General features: G+C 72.3%; 19 protein-coding genes. 14 read left to right on the top strand and 5 right to left on the bottom strand.

Going from position 1 to position 19,441, the window contains the following annotated elements:
* Positions 1–14: 14 nt before the first annotated feature.
* Both dnaJ and OG309_RS17365 read left to right on the top strand, forming a co-directional pair.
* Positions 15–1,199, top strand: a complete 1,185-nt coding sequence (gene dnaJ, locus OG309_RS17370) for a molecular chaperone DnaJ (protein ID WP_329421914.1) — start codon at positions 15–17, stop codon at positions 1,197–1,199.
* Positions 1,200–1,203: 4 nt separating this feature from the next.
* Entirely contained in the window at positions 1,204–1,650 is a 447-nt protein-coding gene (locus tag OG309_RS17365) for a heat shock protein transcriptional repressor HspR (protein WP_329421912.1), read from the top strand.
* A gap of 119 nt (positions 1,651–1,769) precedes the next feature.
* On the opposite strand, the gene OG309_RS17360 is transcribed toward OG309_RS17365, so the two are convergent.
* Positions 1,770–2,774 carry a helix-turn-helix transcriptional regulator gene (locus OG309_RS17360; RefSeq protein WP_329428388.1) on the bottom strand — a complete coding sequence of 335 codons (1,005 nt, stop codon included), beginning with the start codon at positions 2,772–2,774 and terminating at the stop codon, positions 1,770–1,772.
* 127 nt (positions 2,775–2,901) lie between these two features.
* Here OG309_RS17360 and OG309_RS17355 point away from each other — a divergent pair, with 127 nt between their 5' ends.
* Together OG309_RS17355 and OG309_RS17350 are read left to right on the top strand one after the other, a co-directional pair.
* Positions 2,902–3,105 carry a hypothetical protein gene (locus tag OG309_RS17355; RefSeq protein ID WP_329421909.1) on the top strand — a complete coding sequence of 68 codons (204 nt, stop codon included), beginning with the start codon at positions 2,902–2,904 and terminating at the stop codon, positions 3,103–3,105.
* Complete coding sequence (locus OG309_RS17350) at positions 3,102–3,422, top strand: (2Fe-2S)-binding protein (protein ID WP_329421908.1); 321 nt, start codon at positions 3,102–3,104, stop codon at positions 3,420–3,422. Before OG309_RS17355 ends, OG309_RS17350 begins: the two co-directional genes overlap by 4 nt.
* A gap of 107 nt (positions 3,423–3,529) precedes the next feature.
* On the opposite strand, the gene OG309_RS17345 is transcribed toward OG309_RS17350, so the two are convergent.
* Positions 3,530–3,934, bottom strand: coding sequence for a pyridoxamine 5'-phosphate oxidase family protein (locus OG309_RS17345; RefSeq protein ID WP_329421906.1), 405 nt, complete (start codon positions 3,932–3,934; stop codon positions 3,530–3,532).
* 127 nt (positions 3,935–4,061) lie between these two features.
* Here OG309_RS17345 and clpB point away from each other — a divergent pair, with 127 nt between their 5' ends.
* Positions 4,062–6,650 (top strand): ATP-dependent chaperone ClpB, encoded by a 2,589-nt coding sequence (gene clpB / locus OG309_RS17340; protein ID WP_329421905.1) that lies wholly within the window; start codon positions 4,062–4,064, stop codon positions 6,648–6,650.
* A gap of 123 nt (positions 6,651–6,773) precedes the next feature.
* Positions 6,774–7,310: a YbjN domain-containing protein gene (locus OG309_RS17335; protein ID WP_329421904.1), complete on the top strand. Its 537-nt coding sequence runs from the start codon at positions 6,774–6,776 to the stop codon at positions 7,308–7,310.
* A 17-nt stretch (positions 7,311–7,327) separates the two neighbouring features.
* Here the strand turns inward: OG309_RS17335 and OG309_RS17330 are convergent, their stop codons facing one another.
* The 3 genes from OG309_RS17330 to OG309_RS17320 all read right to left on the bottom strand — a co-directional run bounded on the left by OG309_RS17330 (position 7,328) and on the right by OG309_RS17320 (position 11,655).
* Positions 7,328–8,458 (bottom strand): glycosyltransferase family 39 protein, encoded by a 1,131-nt coding sequence (locus tag OG309_RS17330; RefSeq protein ID WP_329421903.1) that lies wholly within the window; start codon positions 8,456–8,458, stop codon positions 7,328–7,330.
* Positions 8,459–8,609: 151 nt separating this feature from the next.
* The gene (locus OG309_RS17325) at positions 8,610–10,388 is read right to left on the bottom strand and encodes an NlpC/P60 family protein (RefSeq protein ID WP_329421902.1); all 1,779 of its coding nucleotides are present in this window, start codon (positions 10,386–10,388) and stop codon (positions 8,610–8,612) included.
* Between the two features lie 82 nt (positions 10,389–10,470).
* Positions 10,471–11,655: a pyridoxal phosphate-dependent aminotransferase gene (locus OG309_RS17320; RefSeq protein ID WP_329421900.1), complete on the bottom strand. Its 1,185-nt coding sequence runs from the start codon at positions 11,653–11,655 to the stop codon at positions 10,471–10,473.
* A 158-nt stretch (positions 11,656–11,813) separates the two neighbouring features.
* On the opposite strand from OG309_RS17320, the gene OG309_RS17315 reads away from it, so the two are divergent.
* From OG309_RS17315 to OG309_RS17280, 8 genes are all read left to right on the top strand, one after another.
* The gene (locus OG309_RS17315) at positions 11,814–12,032 is read left to right on the top strand and encodes a hypothetical protein (RefSeq protein ID WP_329421897.1); all 219 of its coding nucleotides are present in this window, start codon (positions 11,814–11,816) and stop codon (positions 12,030–12,032) included.
* 284 nt (positions 12,033–12,316) lie between these two features.
* Positions 12,317–12,835, top strand: coding sequence for a DUF2617 family protein (locus OG309_RS17310; RefSeq protein ID WP_329421895.1), 519 nt, complete (start codon positions 12,317–12,319; stop codon positions 12,833–12,835).
* A gap of 75 nt (positions 12,836–12,910) precedes the next feature.
* Entirely contained in the window at positions 12,911–14,533 is a 1,623-nt protein-coding gene (locus tag OG309_RS17305; RefSeq protein ID WP_329421893.1) for a polyamine aminopropyltransferase, read from the top strand.
* A gap of 75 nt (positions 14,534–14,608) precedes the next feature.
* Positions 14,609–15,418 (top strand): SRPBCC domain-containing protein, encoded by an 810-nt coding sequence (locus tag OG309_RS17300; protein ID WP_329421892.1) that lies wholly within the window; start codon positions 14,609–14,611, stop codon positions 15,416–15,418.
* Positions 15,419–15,450: 32 nt separating this feature from the next.
* The gene (locus OG309_RS17295; RefSeq protein WP_329421889.1) at positions 15,451–16,242 is read left to right on the top strand and encodes an aldose epimerase family protein; all 792 of its coding nucleotides are present in this window, start codon (positions 15,451–15,453) and stop codon (positions 16,240–16,242) included.
* A gap of 24 nt (positions 16,243–16,266) precedes the next feature.
* Positions 16,267–16,806 carry an orotate phosphoribosyltransferase gene (pyrE, locus tag OG309_RS17290; protein WP_329421888.1) on the top strand — a complete coding sequence of 180 codons (540 nt, stop codon included), beginning with the start codon at positions 16,267–16,269 and terminating at the stop codon, positions 16,804–16,806.
* Between the two features lie 220 nt (positions 16,807–17,026).
* Entirely contained in the window at positions 17,027–18,049 is a 1,023-nt protein-coding gene (gene fbaA, locus OG309_RS17285; protein ID WP_329421887.1) for a class II fructose-bisphosphate aldolase, read from the top strand.
* 89 nt (positions 18,050–18,138) lie between these two features.
* The gene (locus OG309_RS17280) at positions 18,139–19,302 is read left to right on the top strand and encodes a MalY/PatB family protein (protein ID WP_329421886.1); all 1,164 of its coding nucleotides are present in this window, start codon (positions 18,139–18,141) and stop codon (positions 19,300–19,302) included.
* The last annotated feature ends 139 nt before the right edge of the window (positions 19,303–19,441 follow it).

Below are 19,441 nucleotides of genomic sequence, written 5' to 3'. Positions count from 1 at the left end.
AAGGAGGGACGTCGATGAGTACGAAGGACTTCGTCGAGAAGGACTACTACAAGGTTCTCGGCGTCCCCAAGGACGCCACCGACGCCGAGATCAAGAAGGCGTACCGGAAGCTGGCCCGGGAGAACCACCCGGACGCCAACAAGGGCGACACCAACGCGGAGGAGCGCTTCAAGGAGATCTCCGAGGCGAACGACGTCCTCGGCGACCCGAAGAAGCGCAAGGAGTACGACGACGCGCGTGCCCTGTTCGGCAACGGCGGCTTCCGCGCCGGACCCGGCGGGCCGGGCGGTTCGTTCAACTTCGACCTGGGCGACCTGTTCGGCGGTGCCCAGGGCCCCGGCGGAGCCGGTGGCTTCGGGGGCGGCGGCGGCCTCGGGGACGTCTTCGGCGGCCTGTTCAACCGGGGCGCCGGCGGTGCGGGAACCCGTACGCAGCCGCGCCGCGGCCAGGACATCGAGTCCGAGGTGACGCTCAGCTTCACCGAGGCGATCGAGGGCGCGACCGTGCCCCTGCGCATGTCCAGCCAGCAGCCCTGCAAGGCGTGCTCGGGCACCGGCGACAAGAACGGCACCCCGCGGGTGTGCCCGACCTGCGTCGGCACCGGGCAGGTCTCGCGCGGCAGCGGCGGCGGCTTCTCGCTGACCGACCCGTGCGTGGACTGCAAGGGCCGCGGCCTGATCGCCGAGAACCCCTGCGAGGTCTGCAAGGGCAGCGGCCGGGCCAAGTCCTCGCGCACCATGCAGGTCCGCATCCCCGCGGGCGTCAGCGACAGCCAGAAGATCCGGCTGCGTGGCAAGGGAGCGCCGGGCGAGCGCGGCGGGCAGAACGGCGACCTGTACGTCGTCGTGCACGTCGACGCGCACCCGGTGTTCGGCCGCAAGGACGACAACCTCACCGTCACGGTGCCCGTCAGCTTCGACGAGGCGGCGCTCGGCGGCGAGGTCAAGGTGCCGACGCTGGGCGGCCCCCCGGTCACCCTGAAGCTGCCCGCGGGCACGCCCAACGGACGCACGATGCGCGCCCGTGGCAAGGGCGCGGTCCGCAAGGACGGCACGCGCGGCGACCTCCTGGTGACCGTGGAGATCGCGGTGCCGAAGGACCTGGGCGACAAGGCCCGCGAGGCCTTGGAGACCTACCGCGAGGCCACGGCGGGCGAGGACCCCAGGGCAGAGCTGTTCCAGGCCGCGAAGGGAGCTTGAGGACATGGACCGCCGCCGCAACCCGTACGAACTGACCGACGAGACGCCGGTGTACGTCATCTCGGTGGCGGCCCAGCTGTCCGGCCTGCACCCGCAGACCCTTCGCCAGTACGACCGCCTGGGCCTGGTCTCCCCGGACCGCACCGCGGGCCGTGGGCGGCGCTACTCGGCCCGCGACATCGAGCTGCTCCGTCAGGTGCAGCAGCTGTCGCAGGACGAGGGCATCAACCTGGCCGGCATCAAGCGCATCATCGAACTGGAGAACCAGGTCGCGGCGCTGCAGAGCCGGATCGCCGAGCTGTCGACCGCGGTCGAGGGCGCGGCGGCGGCGATGCGCCAGCGCGAGGCCCAGGTCCACGCCTCGTACCGGCGTGACCTGGTGCCGTACACGGACGTCCAGCAGGCGAGCGCCCTGGTGGTCTGGCGGCCGGGCCACAAGCGCGGCGAGTAGCCCCGCGGCCCCCCTCGCACGTACGAACGCCCGAGGCCCCCTTCCGTTCCGGCGGAGGGGGCCTCGGGCGTTCGCGTGCCCGGGCAGGCCGGCAGGCCCGGGTCACGTGCCGGCTCCCGTCAGTCGTTCTGCTCGGGGCCCGGGTCGGGCTCGTCGAGGATGCCGGACTGGGCGATGAGGAAGCCCAGCTGGGCGCGGCTGCCGCTGCCGAGGGTGGCGGCCAGTTTGGCGATGTGGGCGCGGCAGGTGCGTACGTTCATGCCGAGGCGGCGGGCGATGGCCTCGTCGACGTGGCCCTCGACGAGCAGCTTGGCGATGGAGTGCTGGACGCCGCTGATGCCGTCCCTGCGCTGCGCGTTGGGGACCTGCTCGCCGAAGGGGGTGGCGCGGGCCCAGGACTGCTCGAAGACGGTCGCCAGGTACTCCACGAGGCCGGGGTGGCGCAGTTCCAGGGCGACCTGGCGGTCCTGGCGGGCGGGGATGAGGGCGACGGAGCGGTCGATGATGATGAGCCGCTCGATGCTCTCCTCCAGGGTGCGGACCTGGAGGCGGTCCATGCCGGCCTGTTCGAGGTAGACCTGCATGCCGGGGCTGTGGCGGGCGGTGTGCTGGTAGAGGGTGCGCACCCGCACGCCGCGGTCGAGGAGCGGCTGGATGCGGTTGAGGGCGGTGTTGAGGGTGTGTTCGCTGCGTCCGCCGCCCGGTTGGACGGTGAGGAGCTCCTGGGAGCACTCGGCGGTGGCCCGGCCGAGGACGGCGTCGATGCGGTGGAGGCCTTCGAGCACGGTGATGGCGTGGGTGGTCGAGGGGTCCTGGGCGCTGATCGCCATGAAAGGCTCGAACGTGCTGGAGAGGCCCATGGCCAGGGCGCGCCGGTCCTGGATCTCACGCTCCAGCGGCTGGACGAGCCGGGCGAGAGCGGCGGACGGCGGGACGGGCCGCAGCCAGGACGGATCGTCCGGATCCGGGTGCAGCAGGTCGAGGTCCATGAGGCAGGGTGCGGCTTCTGCCTCACTCCTGGTTATTCGCCCGATCCGCAACGCACTTGCGTACAAGTCCGTTCCGGCTGCACAGAGGTCGACATGCCCGTGAGGATGTGTCGGTTCTGTGAGTTTCTGCGGCATATGCACACCCCCCAGGATCCTGTATTTCAGGAACATGATGCATTGCCCCGGTGGTGCCAGCGCAAAGACTGAGCCATCGTCTTGTACGCGGGGGAGAGGAAACCATCAAGTGAGGTCGAAGCCGCTCATGTCCACGAAACTGCTTCGCTCGATACTTGCTTCCGTCTTCATTGGGGCGGCGGCAGTAGGAGCGCTGGCCGTCAGCGACCCGGTGTGGGACAGCACGCCCGCCAAGGTCGTCGCGGCACCGATTGACCCCGTCTGGGACTTCGCCCCGGTCGGTCAGCTCGACCCGGTATGGGACTCCAGCCCGGCGGGCGCGGACGCATGACCGTGCCTCCGGACGACCGGTCCTTCCGGCGGGAGATGGCTTCGGCCTACCGGTCCGGGTGGCACTTCGTCGATCTCGTCACGGCCATCCCCCACCGTGGCGACTCGTTGATGGTCACCCTCTTCGGAGAACCGATCGTGGTCGCCAGGGAGCAGGACGAGGACGTCCGTGCCTACCGGTGTCTGCGCCGGCCCCGTGGCGCTCCGCAGCCCGTCCGCTGTGCCATCCGGTACGGCATGATCTTCGTCAATCTCGACCAGCGGGACCACCAGCTGGTCGAACCCGAGACCATCACCGCCACCCCCCGCAGTGCCTGAGCGGTTCCCCCGTCGTTGTAGATCGCTCAGGTACTTCCCCCACACAGCGGCGCCATCGCGGACCTGAAACGCGATGGCGCCGTTGTGCATCTCCGGACCGGACGTGCCTAGGCCCGGCCCATCGCGCGGGTCAGCGTGATCTCGATGACCACCCGGTCCGGGTTCGGGGCCGGCACCCGGCCGTAGCGCTCCGCGTAGCGGTCCACCGCGTCCGCGACGACCTCCGCCTCGGTGCGGATCCTGGCGATGCCCTCCAGGGTGGCCCAGCGCCCCTTGTCGACCTGGCAGACGGCCACCCGCGCGCCGTCCGAGCCCGCCGCCAGGACGTTCGCGACCTTGCGGCTGTGCTTGTTGGTGATCACCCGCGCCAGCCCGTTCTCGGGGTCGTACGTGACGCCCACCGCCACGACGTGCGGGGTGCCGTTCGGCCGGGGGGTGGTCAGGGTGCTCATGTGGTACTCGCGCCAGAAGCTGAGATACGAGTCGCCGGGGTTCCTCGGGTCAGTCGCCATGCCCGGAAACTACCGCCGCGCGGACCCCTGCCGATACCTTGAGCGGAATAGACTCAACTTTATGTACGCTGTATGAGTCATACGGTACGAGGAGTACGAGTCGAGCTCACAGGAGGAGACCCCGCACGTGGACGCCGAACTGACCAACAGGAGCCGGGACGCGCTGAACGCGGCGAGCAGCCGCGCCGTGTCCCAGGGGCACGCCGATCTGACTCCCGCGCATCTTTTCCTCGCGCTGCTCGCGGGTCAGGACAACGAGAACATCACCGACCTGCTCGCCGCCGTCGAGGCCGACCAGGCCGCCGTGCGCTCCGGCGCGGAGCGGCTGCTCGCCGCACTGCCCAGCGTCACCGGGTCCACGGTCGCGCCCCCGCAGCCCAACCGCGAGCTCCTCGCGGTGATCGCCGACGCCGCCGAGCGCGCGAAGAGGCTGGGCGACGACTTCGTCTCCACCGAGCACCTGCTCATCGCGACCGCCGCCAAGGGCGGGCAGACCGGTCAGGTCCTCGACCGGCAGGGCGCCACCGCCGCACGGCTCCAGGACGCCTTCGAGAAGAGCCGGGGCACCCGCCGGGTGACCACCGCCGACCCGGAGGGCTCGTACAAGGCCCTGGAGAAGTTCGGCACCGACTTCACCGCCGCCGCCCGCGAGGGCAGGCTGGACCCGGTCATCGGCCGCGACCACGAGATCCGGCGCGTCGTGCAGGTCCTCTCCCGCCGCACCAAGAACAACCCGGTCCTCATCGGCGAGCCCGGCGTCGGCAAGACCGCCGTGGTCGAGGGCCTCGCCCAGCGCATCGTGAAGGGCGACGTGCCCGAGTCGCTGCGCGGCAAGCGGCTGGTCTCGCTCGACCTCGGCGCCATGGTCGCGGGCGCGAAGTACCGCGGCGAGTTCGAGGAGCGGCTGAAGACCGTCCTCTCCGAGATCAAGGAGAGCGACGGCCGGATCATCACCTTCATCGACGAGCTGCACACGGTCGTCGGCGCGGGCGCCGGCGGCGACTCCGCCATGGACGCCGGCAACATGCTGAAGCCGATGCTGGCCCGCGGCGAGCTGCGCATGGTCGGCGCCACCACCCTCGACGAGTACCGCGAGCGGATCGAGAAGGACCCCGCCCTGGAGCGCCGCTTCCAGCAGGTCCTGGTCGCCGAGCCCAGCGTCGAGGACACCGTCGCCATCCTGCGCGGGCTCAAGGGGCGCTACGAGGCGCACCACAAGGTCCAGATCAACGACTCCGCGCTGGTGGCCGCCGCGACGCTCTCCGACCGGTACATCACCTCCCGCTTCCTGCCCGACAAGGCCATCGACCTCGTCGACGAGGCCGCCAGCCGGCTCCGCATGGAGATCGACTCGTCGCCCGTCGAGATCGACGAGCTGCAGCGCTCCGTCGACCGGCTCCGGATGGAGGAGCTCGCCCTCTCCAAGGAGACCGACGCGGCCAGCCTCCAGCGCCTGGAGAAGCTGCGCCGCGACCTCGCCGACCGCGAGGAGGAGCTGCGCGGCCTCACCGCCCGCTGGGAGAAGGAGAAGCAGTCCCTCAACCGCGTCGGCGAGCTGAAGGAGCGGCTCGACGAGCTGCGCGGCCTGGCCGAGCGCGCCCAGCGCGACGGCGACTTCGACTCCGCCTCCAAGCTGCTGTACGGGGAGATCCCCACGCTGGAGCGCGAGCTGGCGGAGGCCACCGAGGCCGAGCGGGAGGCCGCCAAGGACACCATGGTCAAGGAGGAGGTCGGCCCCGACGACATCGCCGACGTCGTCGGCGCCTGGACCGGGATCCCCGCCGGACGCCTCCTGGAGGGCGAGACGCAGAAGCTGCTGCGCATGGAGGACGAGCTCGGCCGCCGCCTGATCGGCCAGAGCGAGGCCGTCCAGGCCGTCTCCGACGCCGTGCGCCGCACCCGCGCGGGCATCGCCGACCCCGACCGGCCCACCGGCTCCTTCCTCTTCCTCGGCCCCACCGGCGTCGGCAAGACCGAGTTGGCGAAGGCCCTCGCCGACTTCCTCTTCGACGACGAGCGGGCCATGGTCCGCATCGACATGTCGGAGTACGGCGAGAAGCACTCCGTCGCCCGCCTCGTCGGCGCGCCCCCCGGCTACGTCGGCTACGAGGAGGGCGGCCAGCTCACCGAGGCCGTGCGCCGCCGCCCGTACAGCGTGGTGCTCCTCGACGAGGTGGAGAAGGCGCACCCGGAGGTCTTCGACGTCCTGCTCCAGGTCCTCGACGACGGACGCCTCACCGACGGCCAGGGCCGCACGGTCGACTTCCGCAACACGATCCTGATCCTCACCTCGAACCTGGGCAGCCAGTACCTGGTCGACCCCGTGAGCGGCGCGGACGAGAAGCGGGAGCGGGTCCTGGAGGTCGTGCGCGCCAGCTTCAAGCCCGAGTTCCTGAACCGGCTCGACGAGATCGTCGTCTTCTCCGCCCTGGACCAGGACGAGCTGGCCCGCATCGCGCGGCTCCAGATCGACCGGCTGGCCCGCCGCCTCGCCGACCGCAGGCTCGGCCTGGAGGTCACCCCCGAGGCGCTGGCCTGGCTGGCCCAGGAGGGCAACGACCCGGCCTACGGTGCCCGGCCGCTGCGCCGCCTGATCCAGTCGGCCATCGGCGACCGCCTCGCCAGGGAGATCCTGGCCGGGGAGGTCCGCGACGGGGACACCGTCCGGGTGGACCGTTTCGAGGACGGTCTCATCGTGGGGCGGGCGACGGCCTGAGCCGCTCGTTCCGGGCGTCCCCCGCGGCCCGGATCAGCTTGCAGCTGATCCACGCCGTGGGGGCTTGCCACCCCCCGCCCGGCATGAGGGAGGATGGCCACATCCGTACGAAGGGAAATCCCGGTGAGCATCGACCCGTCCTCGATTCCGAATTTCGGGGGACAGCCCCAGCCTCAGGCCGCAGGACCGGCGGGCCCCGTCGTTCCCGACCAGGACCTGGTGAAGCAGCTCCTCGACCAGATGGAGCTGAAGTACGTCGTCGACGACGAGGGTGACCTCGCGGCGCCGTGGGAGGAATTCCGCACGTACTTCATGTTCCGCGGCGAGGACGACCAGCAGGTCTTCTCCGTCCGCACGTTCTACGACCGCCCGCACTCGGCGGACGACCGCGCCAAGGTCCTCGACGCGATCGACGACTGGAACCGGCGCACCCTGTGGCCCAAGGTCTACACCCACCTGCACGAGGAGGAGGACGGCTCCGCCACCCTCCGTCTCATCGGTGAGGCCCAGATGCTGATCGGCACCGGCGTGTCGCTGGAGCACTTCGTGTCCTCCACCGTCAGCTGGGTCCGCGCGTCGATCGAGTTCGACAAGTGGGTCGTCGAGCAGTTCGGTCTGGAGACCCCGGAGGAGAAGGAGTCCGGCGAGTCCGGCGAGTGAGTCGCCGCTCCTGACTCCTACAGGGCCATGCGTGCCAGCATGAGCACGTACACCCCGTAGCCGAACGAGAGCCCGGCCAGGCCCGCGACCACCAGGATCGCGGCGCGTGGCCGGGCTCTCGTCAGTGCCAGGGCCGCCGGCAGCAGCAGCGGGAAGGCCGGCAGCAGGAAGCGCGGCTTCGACTCGAAGAAGCCCGAACCGCCGACGGTGATCAGCACCAGCACGCCCGTGTAGACGAGCACCGGCAGCGGCGGGCGCTCCACGAGCACCAGCAGCGCGAAGAGCAGCACCCCCACCGCGGTGATCACCAGCGCCATCACGTAGCCGAACTGGGTCGGGCCCTTCGTCACCATGTCCCGGACGAAGCGCAGCGCGCCCCGCCCGAAGTCGAAGCGCGAGGTCCAGCCGTCCTGCACGGCGAAGTAGCCGCCCAGCAGGTCGCCCCGGCGGGCCCCGACCCACAGCACGTACGACAGCCAGCCGGCCGGTGCGAGCGCCGCCGCCGCCCACGGGCGCCACCCCACACGGCCACGCCGCCGCCACAGCTCCACCGCGACGGCCGCGAGGACGGCGGCGGCCACCGCCACCCCGTTGGGCCGGGAGAGCCCGGCGAGGGCGGCCAGGGAGCCCGCGAGCAGCCAGCGGCGGGTCAGCAGGGCGTACAGCGCCCAGGCGGCGAACGCGGTCATCAGGGGCTCGGTGTACGCCATGGTCAGCACGACCGCGTGCGGCAGCAGCGCCCACAGCAGCACCAGCACCACGGCGGCGGGCCGCCCCGCCACCCGCTCCGTGACCAGGTAGATCCCCCAGGCCGCCGCCCCGGCCGCGAGCCAGGACAGCAGCAGCCCCGCCGTCCCGTACGCCACCGGAAGCACGGTCGCGAGGGCCCGCACGAGCCCCGGGTACAGGGGGAAGAACGCCAGGTCGGACTGGGCGCCGCCGTCCGGCCAGAACAGGGTGCGCCCGTACCCGTGCGCCGCGATCCGCGTGTACCAGTCCGAGTCCCAGGACTTCGCGAGCAGCGCCCGCGGCGACCGCCCCACGTGCCAGGCCCACAGCGCGAGCACCAGCGTCCCGGTCAGCCGGGCGGCCGCGAACAGCCCGAGCGCGGGCGCCGCCCGCCGCAGCGAGGCCCGCCAACGGGGCACCCGCCGGGCGGCCGAGGCCGCGAGGGGGGCGGACGCCGGGCGGTCGAGGGTTTCGGCGGACAGGGGGCACCTCCGTGCGCGCGGGGAATCCGGTGTTACCCGACAAATCGGTTTACCGGACGAATACCGCGGCACGGAGGGGGCGCGCGGGTCAGAAGCGGCGGATCACCCGGAGTTTGTCGGTGTAGGTCTCGTCCGACGTGCCGTTCAGGACCGACCGGCCGCCGACGTCGGCGAGGGTCGGGCCGTTGGGCGTCTTGCGGCTGGAGAAGAAGCGCCGGTAGCCGTGGTGGTCCTCACCCAGGTAGATGCCGATGTGGCCGCCCGCCTCCGGGTCCGTGTCGGAGTCGAAGAAGACCGTGTCGCCGATGCGCAGCCCGTCGAGCGGCGGCACCGCGGTGCCGCCGTCGGCGACGATCACGCCGGGGCCGTCCTTCGCCTGCCTCGTCGACGTGCGCGGCAGACCGCGGTGGTCGGGGGCCGCGTTCTCGTGGAGCAGCGGAAGGCCCATGTGGAAGCCGTAGACCATCCGGACGAAGCCCGAGCAGTCGAGGGAGTTCAGGAACGGTGCCTCCGGGGCACGGGTCGGGAAGCCCGGGAAGGCCCAGGAGATCCCCATGTACTCCTGGAAGTCGGCGCCGACCGTGCGCTCGCCGGTGTCCGGGGACGGCTTGCTGTACTGGGACGTGCCCAGCACCTTCACGGTGCGCGGCACTCCGTCGCCGTCGTTCACCACGCGGGTGACCGCGGGCGCGGACGGCAGGAACATGGCCGCGTACGCCAGCGCGTCCGGCGACAGGTCGCCCGCCCACGCGCGCACCCGCTGCTCCACGGCGGGCGTCCAGGAGCCGTCGAAGGGCTCCGGGAGCACCCGTACCCAGGTGTCGTGGGTGATGACGGGCGGGTCGACCCAGGTCGCCTCCTCGACGAGGAAGTCGTAGACCCGGGCCTCCACGCCGGTGGCAGCGCCCGTGGCGGCCTGGGCCCGGACGCCGACGGTTCCGGCGCCGAGGGCGGTGTCCGGGCTGGGGTCGCGCAGGCTGAAGCGCCAGTCGGGGGTCGTCTCGCCGTTCTTCCAGGCGCGGGCGCGCAGCACGTCACCGGCCTTCTCGACCTGCACCCACCAGTGGTCGAAGGCCGCGAAGCCGGTGCCGACCGTGACGGCCGGGGCGAGGACGGTGACCTCGTCGTTCAGCGCCTTCTCCAGGGTGAGCTGGACGTCCCCGGCCGGGGTGACGATCAGCCGGGCCCGGTAGTGGGTGGAGAGGGCCGACAGGGAGAAGGTGAGGGCGAGCGAGAGGGGCGCGCCGGTGGGCTTCTTGTCGAAGGAGAAGCGGGCGCGGGCGCGGACGTCGCCGAGGTTCTTGTCGGAGAGGACGGAATGGCGGCTCGAACCGGCCGTGCCGAGCGTGATGACGCCCCGGCCGGCCTCCACCTTGTAGTCCCCGACGTTCGCGTCGTCCTTGCTGTTGGGGGACCAGGAGCCGCCGTCCGGGGACTGGCCCCAGCCGGTGACGCCCGTGGTCAGGGTCCGGTCGAAGGCGTCCGTGACGGTGCGCTTCTGCTCGGTGAACCAGCGCTTGGGCCCGCGCACGGTCACGGTGCTCGCCCCCGTCGTGAGGGTCGCCAGCACCCCCTTGGAGTCCGAGACCTCCAGGCCGCCGGCGGTCGCGCGGGTGGTCAGCGCCCCGGCCGGGTGCGCGGTGAAGTGCCAGGGATCGGTGGGGTCGATCAGCATCGGCAGCCGGGCGCCGGGCGCCGGCGCGGGCCCGCCGTTCAGCGGCGACGGCACCAGCGGCGGCTCGGCCGACGGGATCGGGCCGGCCGCGGCCGGTGCCGCCGCGGCGAGCGGCAGGGCGCCGCCCGCCGCGACTCCGGCGAAGGCGAGCAGCGTCGCTCTGCGGCTGGGTGAGGACTTCGGTGCGGACATGCGCGGGTACCCCCATGGTCGTCTCGCCCTGATCGTTTCGGTCAGGGCGAGGGGGACCCTATCCGGGCCGGTCGACCGCCCCTCAGGCGCCCGCCAGCCTCTTCAGCCGGTCCACCGCCTCCTGGAGGACCTCGACGCGCTTGCAGAACGCGAAGCGGACGAAGGGCGCGCCCTCCTCGCGGTGGTCGTAGAAGACCGCGTTGGGGATGGCGACGACGCCCGCGCGTTCGGGCAGCGCCCGGCAGAACGCGAAGCCGTCGGTCTCGCCGAGCGGGCGGATGTCGGTGGTCACGAAGTACGTGCCGGCCGGCCGGTGGACGCCGAAGCCCGCGGCGGCGAGGCCCTCGGTCAGCAGGTCCCGCTTGGCCTGGAGTTCGGCGCGCAGCCCGTCGGTGAAGGAGTCCGGCAGCCGCAGCGCCTCGGCGACGGCGTACTGGAAGGGCCCGGAGGAGACGTAGGTCAGGAACTGCTTGGCGGAGCGGACGGCGCTCGTCAGCTCGGGGGTGGCGGTGATCCAGCCGACCTTCCAGCCGGTGAAGGAGTACGTCTTGCCGGCCGAGCCGATGGTGACGGTCCGCTCGCGCATGCCGGGCAGCGACGCGATCGGCACGTGCTCGGCGTCGTCGAAGACCAGGTGCTCGTACACCTCGTCGGTGACGACGAGCAGGTCGCGCTCCTGGGCGAGTTCGGCGATCGCGGTGAGCTCGGCGCGGCTGAGGACGGTGCCGGTGGGGTTGTGCGGGGTGTTGAGGAGGATCAGCCGGGTCCGGTCGGTGACCGCGGCGCGCAGTTCGTCCAGGTCGAGGGTGAACGCGCCGTCGTGCGGGCGGAGGGTGACCGGCACGCGGGTGCCGCCGGCCATCGCGATGCAGGCGGCGTACGAGTCGTAGTACGGCTCCAGGGCGATCACCTCGTCGCCGGGCTCGACCAGGGCGAGCAGCGCGGCGGCGATCGCCTCGGTGGCCCCGGCGGTGACCAGGACCTCGCTGTCGGGGTCGTACTCCAAACCGTAGCGACGCAGCTGGTGCCCGGCGATCGCCGCACGCAGCTCGGGGACGCCGGGGCCGGGCGGGTACTGGTTGCCGTGGCCCTCGCGCAGGGCCCGGACCGCGGCCTCGCGGATCTCCTCGGGGCCGTCGGTGTCGGGGAAGCCCTGGCCCAGGTTGATCGAGCCGGTGCGGGTGGCGAGCGCGGACATCTCGGCGAAGATCGTCGTGCCGAACTCCGCGAGCCTGCGGTTGAGCAGCGGTCGTGTCATGGGCGTCATCCTCGGGTGAAGCTCTGGACTTGCTCAAGTGCGCTTTGGGCGCGTCGCGGGCCGGGAATCCCCCTCGCACGCCGGGAAACGGCGCATCGGAACGGAACATCGGAACGGAACACCGGAACGGAACACCGGAACGGCATACACGAGTACGGGGGAACGAAATGGAATTCTTCATCATCCTGGCTTTCGCGATCGTGGTGATCGGCTTCACCTCGGCGGTGCGGGGCGGCGGCGGTGCCGCCAAGCGGCGCCGGCGGCGGCGCGGCGGCTGGTCAAGCGGCGGCAGTGGCGGCGGCGGAGGCTGCGGGACCTCCTCGTCGTGCGGGTCGTCCTCCTCGTGCGGGTCGTCCTGTGGCGGCGGCGGCTGCGGCTCCAGCTGACCTCCGCAACGGGCCTCGTACGCGCTTCCGTTGGGCATGTGTGGGAACCACGCGATCGAATGCGACTGAACAGTTGAACCGTGGGGCCCCCGAGGGGATGGAAAGCACGTCAAGTTGGGTAAAAACGCTGTGAGCTGCCCGCGGTTCATGATTCCCTCGCTGTTGAGAACATCCAGCCCTCGGACCGTGTGTGGACCCGAGCCGGCGATCCCCACTCCCGGTCGGAGCCATTTCGCCGGGACGCCCCCGGCCCACCCGTCAAACCGTGTTTGCGGAGCCGACCCATGCTCACGACCCTGAAGACCTCCTACACCGACACCCGCGCGGCCGACCTGGCCTGGGCGCTGGGGCGCGATCCGCTGCCCGCCCTCGCGGTGCTCGACCTCGAACTATCCGGAGCCAAGCTGCAGTTGCGGCTGCTCGGCGCCTCCCACCAGGTGCTCCTGGAGGAGGCGGAACGCAACTGCTCGGAGACCGTCGCCTGCATGCCCGGCAGCAGTACGCCGCTGCCGCTGGGCGTGTCCAAGCGGGTGGGCGAGTGGGAGTACGAGTTCGCGGCGCGCGTCGAGACCCTGACCCAGGGCTCGTTCGCGGGCCGCGCACAGGAGTTGCTCGCGCTCGTCGCCGACCATCCCCACGGCCTCGCGGGGACCTTCCCCGGCTCGCCGCACGCCTTCACGGCGATGCTGGCGCAGCGCCACGAGGGCCAGGTGCGCTGGCGCACCTGGCACGCGTACCCGCAGGAAGGGCAGTTGGTGGTGACCAGAACCCGGATCGGCGCCCGTATGCCCGCGACACTCTGATGCGCCGCCCGTTCACCCCAGATGCACTCGTGTGGGTGACAAGCGGCAACTGACGTGTGACGTAGCGTTACGGGCATGATCGACCCGCCCCTGACCGCGCCCCCGCCACCCAAGCGGGCGGTGCGGTTGCCGCCGGAACGGCCGCGCGCGGTGCGGTATCCGGTCCTGGCGGTGGTGTTCGTGTGCGCCGCCTGCGGTCTGGTCTACGAGCTGGAACTGGTGGCGCTCGCCTCCTACTTGATCGGCGACTCGGTCACCCAGGCGTCCGTCGTGCTGTCCGTCATGGTCTTCGCGATGGGCGTCGGCTCGCTGCTCGCCAAGCGGCTGCGCTGCCGTGCGGCGGTCGGCTTCGGCCTGGTCGAGTGCGGGCTCGCGCTGGTCGGCGGCTGCTCGGCGATGGTGCTCTACGCGGCCTTCGCCTGGCTCGGCGAGGCGCGGTACGTGCTGGTCGCGTTCTCGCTGGCCATCGGCGTGCTGATCGGGGCGGAGATCCCGCTCCTGATGTCGCTGATCCAGCGGGGCGGCCGGCGGGAGCAGGACGCGGCCGGCACCGTCGCCGACCTGTTCGCCGCGGACTACGTCGGCGCCCTCGTCGGCGGCCTCGCCTTCCCGTTCCTGCTGCTGCCCTGGCTCGGGCAGCTCACCGGCGCCCTCGTCACCGGCGCGGTCAACGCGGTGGCGGGCGGCGCCCTCGTGCTCTGGCTGTTCCGCCGGGACCTGACGCCCCGCTCCCGGTGGCTACTGGTCGGCGCCAACCTCGCCGTGCTCGGCGCCCTCGCCACCGCGACGGCCCTCGCCGACGACTTCGAACAGGCCGCGCGCCGGGCCGTCTACGGCGCCGACGTACGGGTCGCCGTCCGCACCTCGCTCCAGGAGGTGGTGGTGACCGGCGGCCGTGGCGGCCCGCCCGACCTCTTCCTCGACGGGCGGCTGTGGGTCGGCGGCCAGGACGAGTACCGCTACCACGAGGCGCTGGTGCACCCCGCGATGAACGGGCGCCGCGCCCGGGTGCTGATCCTCGGCGGAGGCGACGGCCTGGCCGCCCGCGAGGTGCTGCGCTACCCCGACGTCCGCGCGGTCACCGTCGTCGAGCTCGACCCCGGCGTGGTCCGCCTGGTCCGCACCGACCCCGAGCTCGCCACCCTCAACGGGCAGGCCTTCCGGGACCCCCGCGTCACCGTCGCGTACGGCGACGCCTTCCGCTGGCTGCGCGCGGCGCGGCCCGTGCAGGAACGGTACGACGTGGTGATCTCCGACCTGCCCGACCCCGGACTCACCGCCGGCGCCAAGCTGTACTCGGAGGAGTTCTACGGGCTCGTCGCCGGCGTCCTGGCCGAGGGGGGCCGCCTCGTCGTCCACGCCGGCTCGGCGGCCGCCCGCCCCCGCGCCTACTGGACGGTGGACGCCACCCTCCGCGCCGCGGGCTTCGCCACCCGCCCCTACGGCGCGGCCGACGGCACCACCACGGCGCCCACCCGGGCGGCCCGCTCGGCCCCCGACCGGACCCCCGGCCAGTGGGGCTTCCTCCTCGCCGCCCCCGCCGCCCGGCCACCCGCCCTCGGCCTGGCCCCGGCCGCGCCCCGCCTGCGTTCCCTGACCCCCCGCGCGCTCACCACGGCGGAGGCCCGCATCGAGCGCACCCGCACTCCGGAGGCGACCGGCCTGCCGCCGTCCACCCTCGTGCACCCCCGCTACTGAGCACGGCGGGGCCCCGGTCCCCGGGGGGACGCAAACAGGCGACGGGCGGCCCGGGCCTGAGTAGGCTCGGCTCCCATGGAGCATGAGGTGTTCGTCCCGGTCCCGGCCGAGGTCCTGCGCGCCACCCTGACGGACCCGGCGCGGGTCGCGCGCTGCGTCCCCGGCCTCCAGCAGGACGCCGAACCGGACGCGGACCCGCTCGCCGGGCGGCTGAAGGTCCGGGTCGGCGGCAACACCATCACCTACCGCGGCGCGCTGCGGATCAGCGAGCGCAACGGAGCCTTCGCCGTCGAGGGCGAAGGCGGCGAGGTGCGCGGCAAGGGCTCCGCGGCGCTGGACCTGACGCTCACGCTCACCCCGGTGGCCGAGGGCACCACGCTCACCTTCAGCGGCCGGGTGAAGGCGGAAGGCCGGCTCGCCGAGACCGGCCCCGAGGCCCGCGCCGCGGCGGCCGCCCGGCTGCTCGACCGGTTCGCCGAGGCGCTGGTGGCCGTGTCCGACGTCGAGGCCGAGATGGCGGCGGAGCTGGCGGCCGGGGCGGACACCGACGACGACGGGGTGGACGACGGCGTGGAGGAGCCGTCCCGCACGTCGGCGGAGGATCTCGACGCGGCACGGATCGCCGAGGACGCCGTCGGTGCCGTCGACGGCACCGACCCCCTGGCGCCCCTCCCGCCCGCCGCCGAGGCCGCCCACGCGCGCCGCACGATGATCGGGCGCAGCGCGGAGGAGGTCGACCACGCCCCGCCGCGCGGCCGGTACGCCCCGGTCCCGGCCCCCGAGACCTCCAGCGCCACCGCCACGCTGCGTTGGATCGCCCCCGCGGCCGCGCTGGCCATCGCCTCCGCGGTGGTGGTCGGCCGCGCCCTGCGACGGCGCCGCTGACGAGGCGTCGGGGCAGGCCATAAGGTCGTGGCGTGAGCACTCTGACGCGACTGACGGCCGGCGACGCCGAGTTGACCATCGACCCCGAGCACGGCTGCCGCATCGACGGCCTGCGCATCGGAGGCACCGAACTGCTGCTCCAGGGAGAGCGGTACGGCGCCTTCGTGATGGCACCCTGGGCGGGACGCACCGAGAACGGGCGGTTCCGCAACGGCGGCACCGTCCACCAGCTCCCCGTCAGCGAGCACGCCGCCCCGCACGCCCTGCACGGCACCGTCCGCGACGTCGCCTGGAAGACCGCCCGGGTCACCGACACCACCGCCGCCTTCACCACCGACCTGGCCGACCCGTGGCCCTACCCGGGCCGGGTCACCCAGACCTTCGAGCTGACCGAGGACTCCCTCACGCTCCAGCTCGGCATCGAGGCGACGGAGGGCTCCTTCCCGGCGCAGGCCGGCTGGCACCCCTGGTTCCACCGCAACCTCGGCGGCCAGGACGTCGAGCTCGACTTCACGCCCGGCTGGCAGGAGGAGCGCGGCGAGGACCACCTCCCCACCGGCCGTCGCATCGAGCCGACCCCCCGCCCCTGGGACGACTGTTTCGGGATGCCGGGCGGCGTCGACATCACCCTCACCTGGCCGGAGCAGCTGGAGCTGCGTCTGACCAGCCGGGCCGAGTGGCTGGTGATCTACGACGAGCCCGCGGACGCGGTCTGCGTCGAGCCGCAGTCCGGCCCCCCGAACGGCCTCAACACCCTCCCTCGCCTGGTCACCCCGATCGACCCCTTGGAGGTCGGGACGACCTGGCGCTGGCGTCGCCTCTGAGCGAGCGGCTTTAAGCTCATCGGCATGACTGACGTACGCGCTGAGCTGCTCCAGCAGATCAAGGACAAGGCCGTGGTGCACGGCAAGGTGACCCTCTCCTCGGGTCTTGAGGCCGACTACTACATCGACCTGCGCCGGATCACCCTGGACGGCGAGGCCGCGCCGCTGGTCGGGCAGGTCATGCTGGACCTGACCGCCGACCTGGACTTCGACTGCGTGGGCGGTCTGACGCTGGGCGCCGACCCGGTCGCGACCTCGATGCTGCACGCCTCGGCCGCGCGCGGCGCGCGCCTCGACGCCTTCGTGGTCCGGAAGGCCCAGAAGGCCCACGGCATGCAGCGCCGCATCGAGGGCACCGACGTGAAGGGCCGGCGCTGCCTCGTGGTCGAGGACACCTCCACCACCGGCGGCTCGCCGCTGACCGCCGTCGAGGCGGTCCGTGAGGCGGGCGGCGAGGTCGTCGCCGTGGCGACCATCGTCGACCGGGGCGCGGCCGACGCGATCGACGGGGCGGGTCTCCCGTACCTCACCGGCTACCAGCTCGCGGATCTCGGGCTGGCGTAACCGCCGTCAAGTCGTGACTTAGGTCCCGGGACCCCGCGAATGCGGTCCTGACCTGCGGTTTTATCCAGAGGCGGGGTGTTTCACGTGAAACACCCCGCCTCTGTGTCCGTACGGCCCGTGGGAGCCCGTACAGGAGTCTGGAAAGATGGGCGGCGACGATGACGTCGCCTCTAGGTCAGGGCCTAGCACCACACACCCGCACATCACAAGGAGCGGACGAATGCCCATCGCAACCCCCGAGGTCTACAACGAGATGCTCGACCGGGCGAAGGCAGGCAAGTTCGCCTACCCGGCCATCAACGTGACCTCGTCCCAGACCCTCCACGCCGCCCTGCGCGGCTTCGCGGAGGCCGAGAGCGACGGCATCATCCAGATCTCGACCGGCGGTGCCGAGTTCCTGGGCGGCCAGCACAAGAAGGACATGGTCACGGGCGCCGTTGCCCTGGCCGAGTTCGCGCACATCGTCGCCGCGAAGTACGACATCACGGTCGCGCTGCACACCGACCACTGCCCCAAGGACAAGCTGGACGGCTATGTCCGCCCGCTGCTCGACATCTCCGCCGAGCGCGTGGCCCGCGGCCAGGACCCGCTGTTCCAGTCCCACATGTGGGACGGTTCCGCCGAGACCCTCGCCGACAACCTGGCCATCGGCCAGGAGCTGCTGGCCAAGGCCGTCGCCGCCAAGATCATCCTTGAGGTCGAGATCACCCCGACCGGTGGCGAGGAGGACGGCGTCAGCCACGAGATCAACGACGAGCTGTACACCACCGTCGACGACGCCGTCCGCACCGCCGAGGCCCTCGGCCTGGGCGAGAAGGGCCGCTACCTGCTGGCCGCCTCCTTCGGCAACGTCCACGGCGTCTACAAGCCGGGCAACGTCGTGCTCCGCCCCGAGCTGCTCAAGGACCTGCAGGCGGGTGTCGCCGAGAAGTTCGGCAAGACCTCCCCGTTCGACTTCGTCTTCCACGGCGGCTCCGGCTCCACCGCCGAGGAGATCGCCACCGCGCTGGAGAACGGCGTGGTCAAGATGAACCTCGACACCGACACCCAGTACGCCTTCACCCGCCCGGTCGTGGACCACGTGTTCCGCAACTACGACGGCGTCCTGAAGGTCGACGGCGAGGTCGGCACGAAGTCCACCTACGACCCGCGCACCTGGGGCAAGCTGGCCGAGGCCGGCATGGCCGCCCGCGTCGGCGAGGCCTGTGTCGCGCTGCGCTCGGCCGGCACGAAGCTGAAGTAAGCGCCACGCCGTAGCAGTCAGGCAGTCCACGAGGGCCCGGCACCGTTCCGACGGGGCCGGGCCCTCGTCGTATCCGGAAATGAGGCAGGGTGTCCGACTTCGACTTCGACCGGGAGACAGACCGGCGCGGGACCTGGTCCGTGCAGTGGGACGGCATAGCCGACCGCTTCGGCGACCCCGATCTGCTGCCCTTCACCATCTCCGACATGGACTTCACCTCTCCGCCGGCCGTCCTCGACGCCCTGCGCGAGCGGGTCGGCCACGGCGTCTTCGGCTACACCGACTGGCGGCTCGGCGAGTTCCGCGAGGCCGTCCGCGACTGGTACGCGGACCGGCACGGCACCGTCGTCGACCCGGAGGCCATGGTCTACGCGCCCTCCGTGCTCAGCCAGCTCTCCCAGCTGCTGCGGATGTGGACCGAGCCCGGTGACGGCGTCGTCGTCCACACCCCCACCTACGACGGCTTCCGCAAGGCGGTCACCGGCCTCGGGCGGGAGCTGCGCGGGGTGCCGCTCGACGACCCGGAGGCCCTGGAGCGCGAGCTGGCCCGGCCCGACAGCCGGATGCTGCTGCTCTGCTCCCCGCACAACCCGACCGGCCGGGTGTGGCGGGCGGACGAGCTGAAGGAGTTCGCGCGGCTCGCCGAGCGGTACGGCGTCTCCGTCGTCAGCGACGAGATCCACGCGGACCTGACCACCGAGGGCCACCGCCACGTGCCGTGGGCGGCCGTCGCGGAGGCGGGCCGGGGCCGCCGCTGGGCCATGGTCACCTCCGGCACGAAGGCGTTCAACTTCCCCGCGCTCTCGGGCTCGTACGGCTTCCTCGGCGACCCCGACGAGCGGGTCGCGTTCGTCCGGCGCATGGAGACCGGCGAGGGCCTGGCCTCCCCCGCGGTGCTCTCCCTCACCGCCCACATCGCCGCCTACCGGCACGGAGCCCCCTGGCTGGACGCCCTGCGCGGCTACGTCGCCGGCACCATGGGCCTGGTCGAGGAACGGATCGCCGACGGCCTCCCGGGCGTCGTCTGGTCCCCGCCGCAGGCCGGCTACCTCGCCTGGATCGACCTGCGCCCGCTGGGCATCGACGAGTCCGCGCTCCAGGAGGAGCTGGTGAGCGTCGAGCGGGTCGCGATCATGCCGGGCGGCGTGTACGGCACCCCCGGCTTCGTCCGCCTCAACGTGGGCTGTCCCCGCGCCAAGGCCGAGCGGGGCGTGGACGCGCTCGTACGGGCGGCGGCGCGGCTGCGCGGATGACAGGGTCGAGAAGTCGACTTTCGTGGAAGTTGACCGCTTGACGGATACCGGGAGGCGCGCTGTCCGCGGTGTGATCTAGGCTGCGGATCACCGTGCCCCGTATCTGGGGGCCGGAGGCCATTTTTGGGGGGTCTCTTCA

It is taken from the genome of Streptomyces sp. NBC_01268 (assembly GCF_036240795.1).
Taxonomy (GTDB): domain Bacteria; phylum Actinomycetota; class Actinomycetes; order Streptomycetales; family Streptomycetaceae; genus Streptomyces.
This window is presented reverse-complemented; position numbering and strand designations above follow the sequence as displayed.

What these genes read in the sequence shown, in the direction of transcription:
- OG309_RS17320 (WP_329421900.1), bottom strand. Translation starts at nt 11,655, where the DNA reads ATGACGCCCATGACACGACCGCTGCTCAACCGCAGGCTCGCGGAGTTC.
- OG309_RS17345 (WP_329421906.1), bottom strand. Translation starts at nt 3,934, where the DNA reads ATGGCGACTGACCCGAGGAACCCCGGCGACTCGTATCTCAGCTTCTGG.
- OG309_RS17310 (WP_329421895.1), top strand. Translation starts at nt 12,317, where the DNA reads ATGCTCACGACCCTGAAGACCTCCTACACCGACACCCGCGCGGCCGAC.
- fbaA (WP_329421887.1), top strand. Translation starts at nt 17,027, where the DNA reads ATGCCCATCGCAACCCCCGAGGTCTACAACGAGATGCTCGACCGGGCG.
- OG309_RS17305 (WP_329421893.1), top strand. Translation starts at nt 12,911, where the DNA reads ATGATCGACCCGCCCCTGACCGCGCCCCCGCCACCCAAGCGGGCGGTG.
- OG309_RS17325 (WP_329421902.1), bottom strand. Translation starts at nt 10,388, where the DNA reads ATGTCCGCACCGAAGTCCTCACCCAGCCGCAGAGCGACGCTGCTCGCC.
- OG309_RS17360 (WP_329428388.1), bottom strand. Translation starts at nt 2,774, where the DNA reads ATGCCGCAGAAACTCACAGAACCGACACATCCTCACGGGCATGTCGAC.
- OG309_RS17350 (WP_329421908.1), top strand. Translation starts at nt 3,102, where the DNA reads ATGACCGTGCCTCCGGACGACCGGTCCTTCCGGCGGGAGATGGCTTCG.
- OG309_RS17300 (WP_329421892.1), top strand. Translation starts at nt 14,609, where the DNA reads ATGGAGCATGAGGTGTTCGTCCCGGTCCCGGCCGAGGTCCTGCGCGCC.
- pyrE (WP_329421888.1), top strand. Translation starts at nt 16,267, where the DNA reads ATGACTGACGTACGCGCTGAGCTGCTCCAGCAGATCAAGGACAAGGCC.
- OG309_RS17355 (WP_329421909.1), top strand. Translation starts at nt 2,902, where the DNA reads ATGTCCACGAAACTGCTTCGCTCGATACTTGCTTCCGTCTTCATTGGG.
- OG309_RS17365 (WP_329421912.1), top strand. Translation starts at nt 1,204, where the DNA reads ATGGACCGCCGCCGCAACCCGTACGAACTGACCGACGAGACGCCGGTG.
- OG309_RS17315 (WP_329421897.1), top strand. Translation starts at nt 11,814, where the DNA reads ATGGAATTCTTCATCATCCTGGCTTTCGCGATCGTGGTGATCGGCTTC.
- dnaJ (WP_329421914.1), top strand. Translation starts at nt 15, where the DNA reads ATGAGTACGAAGGACTTCGTCGAGAAGGACTACTACAAGGTTCTCGGC.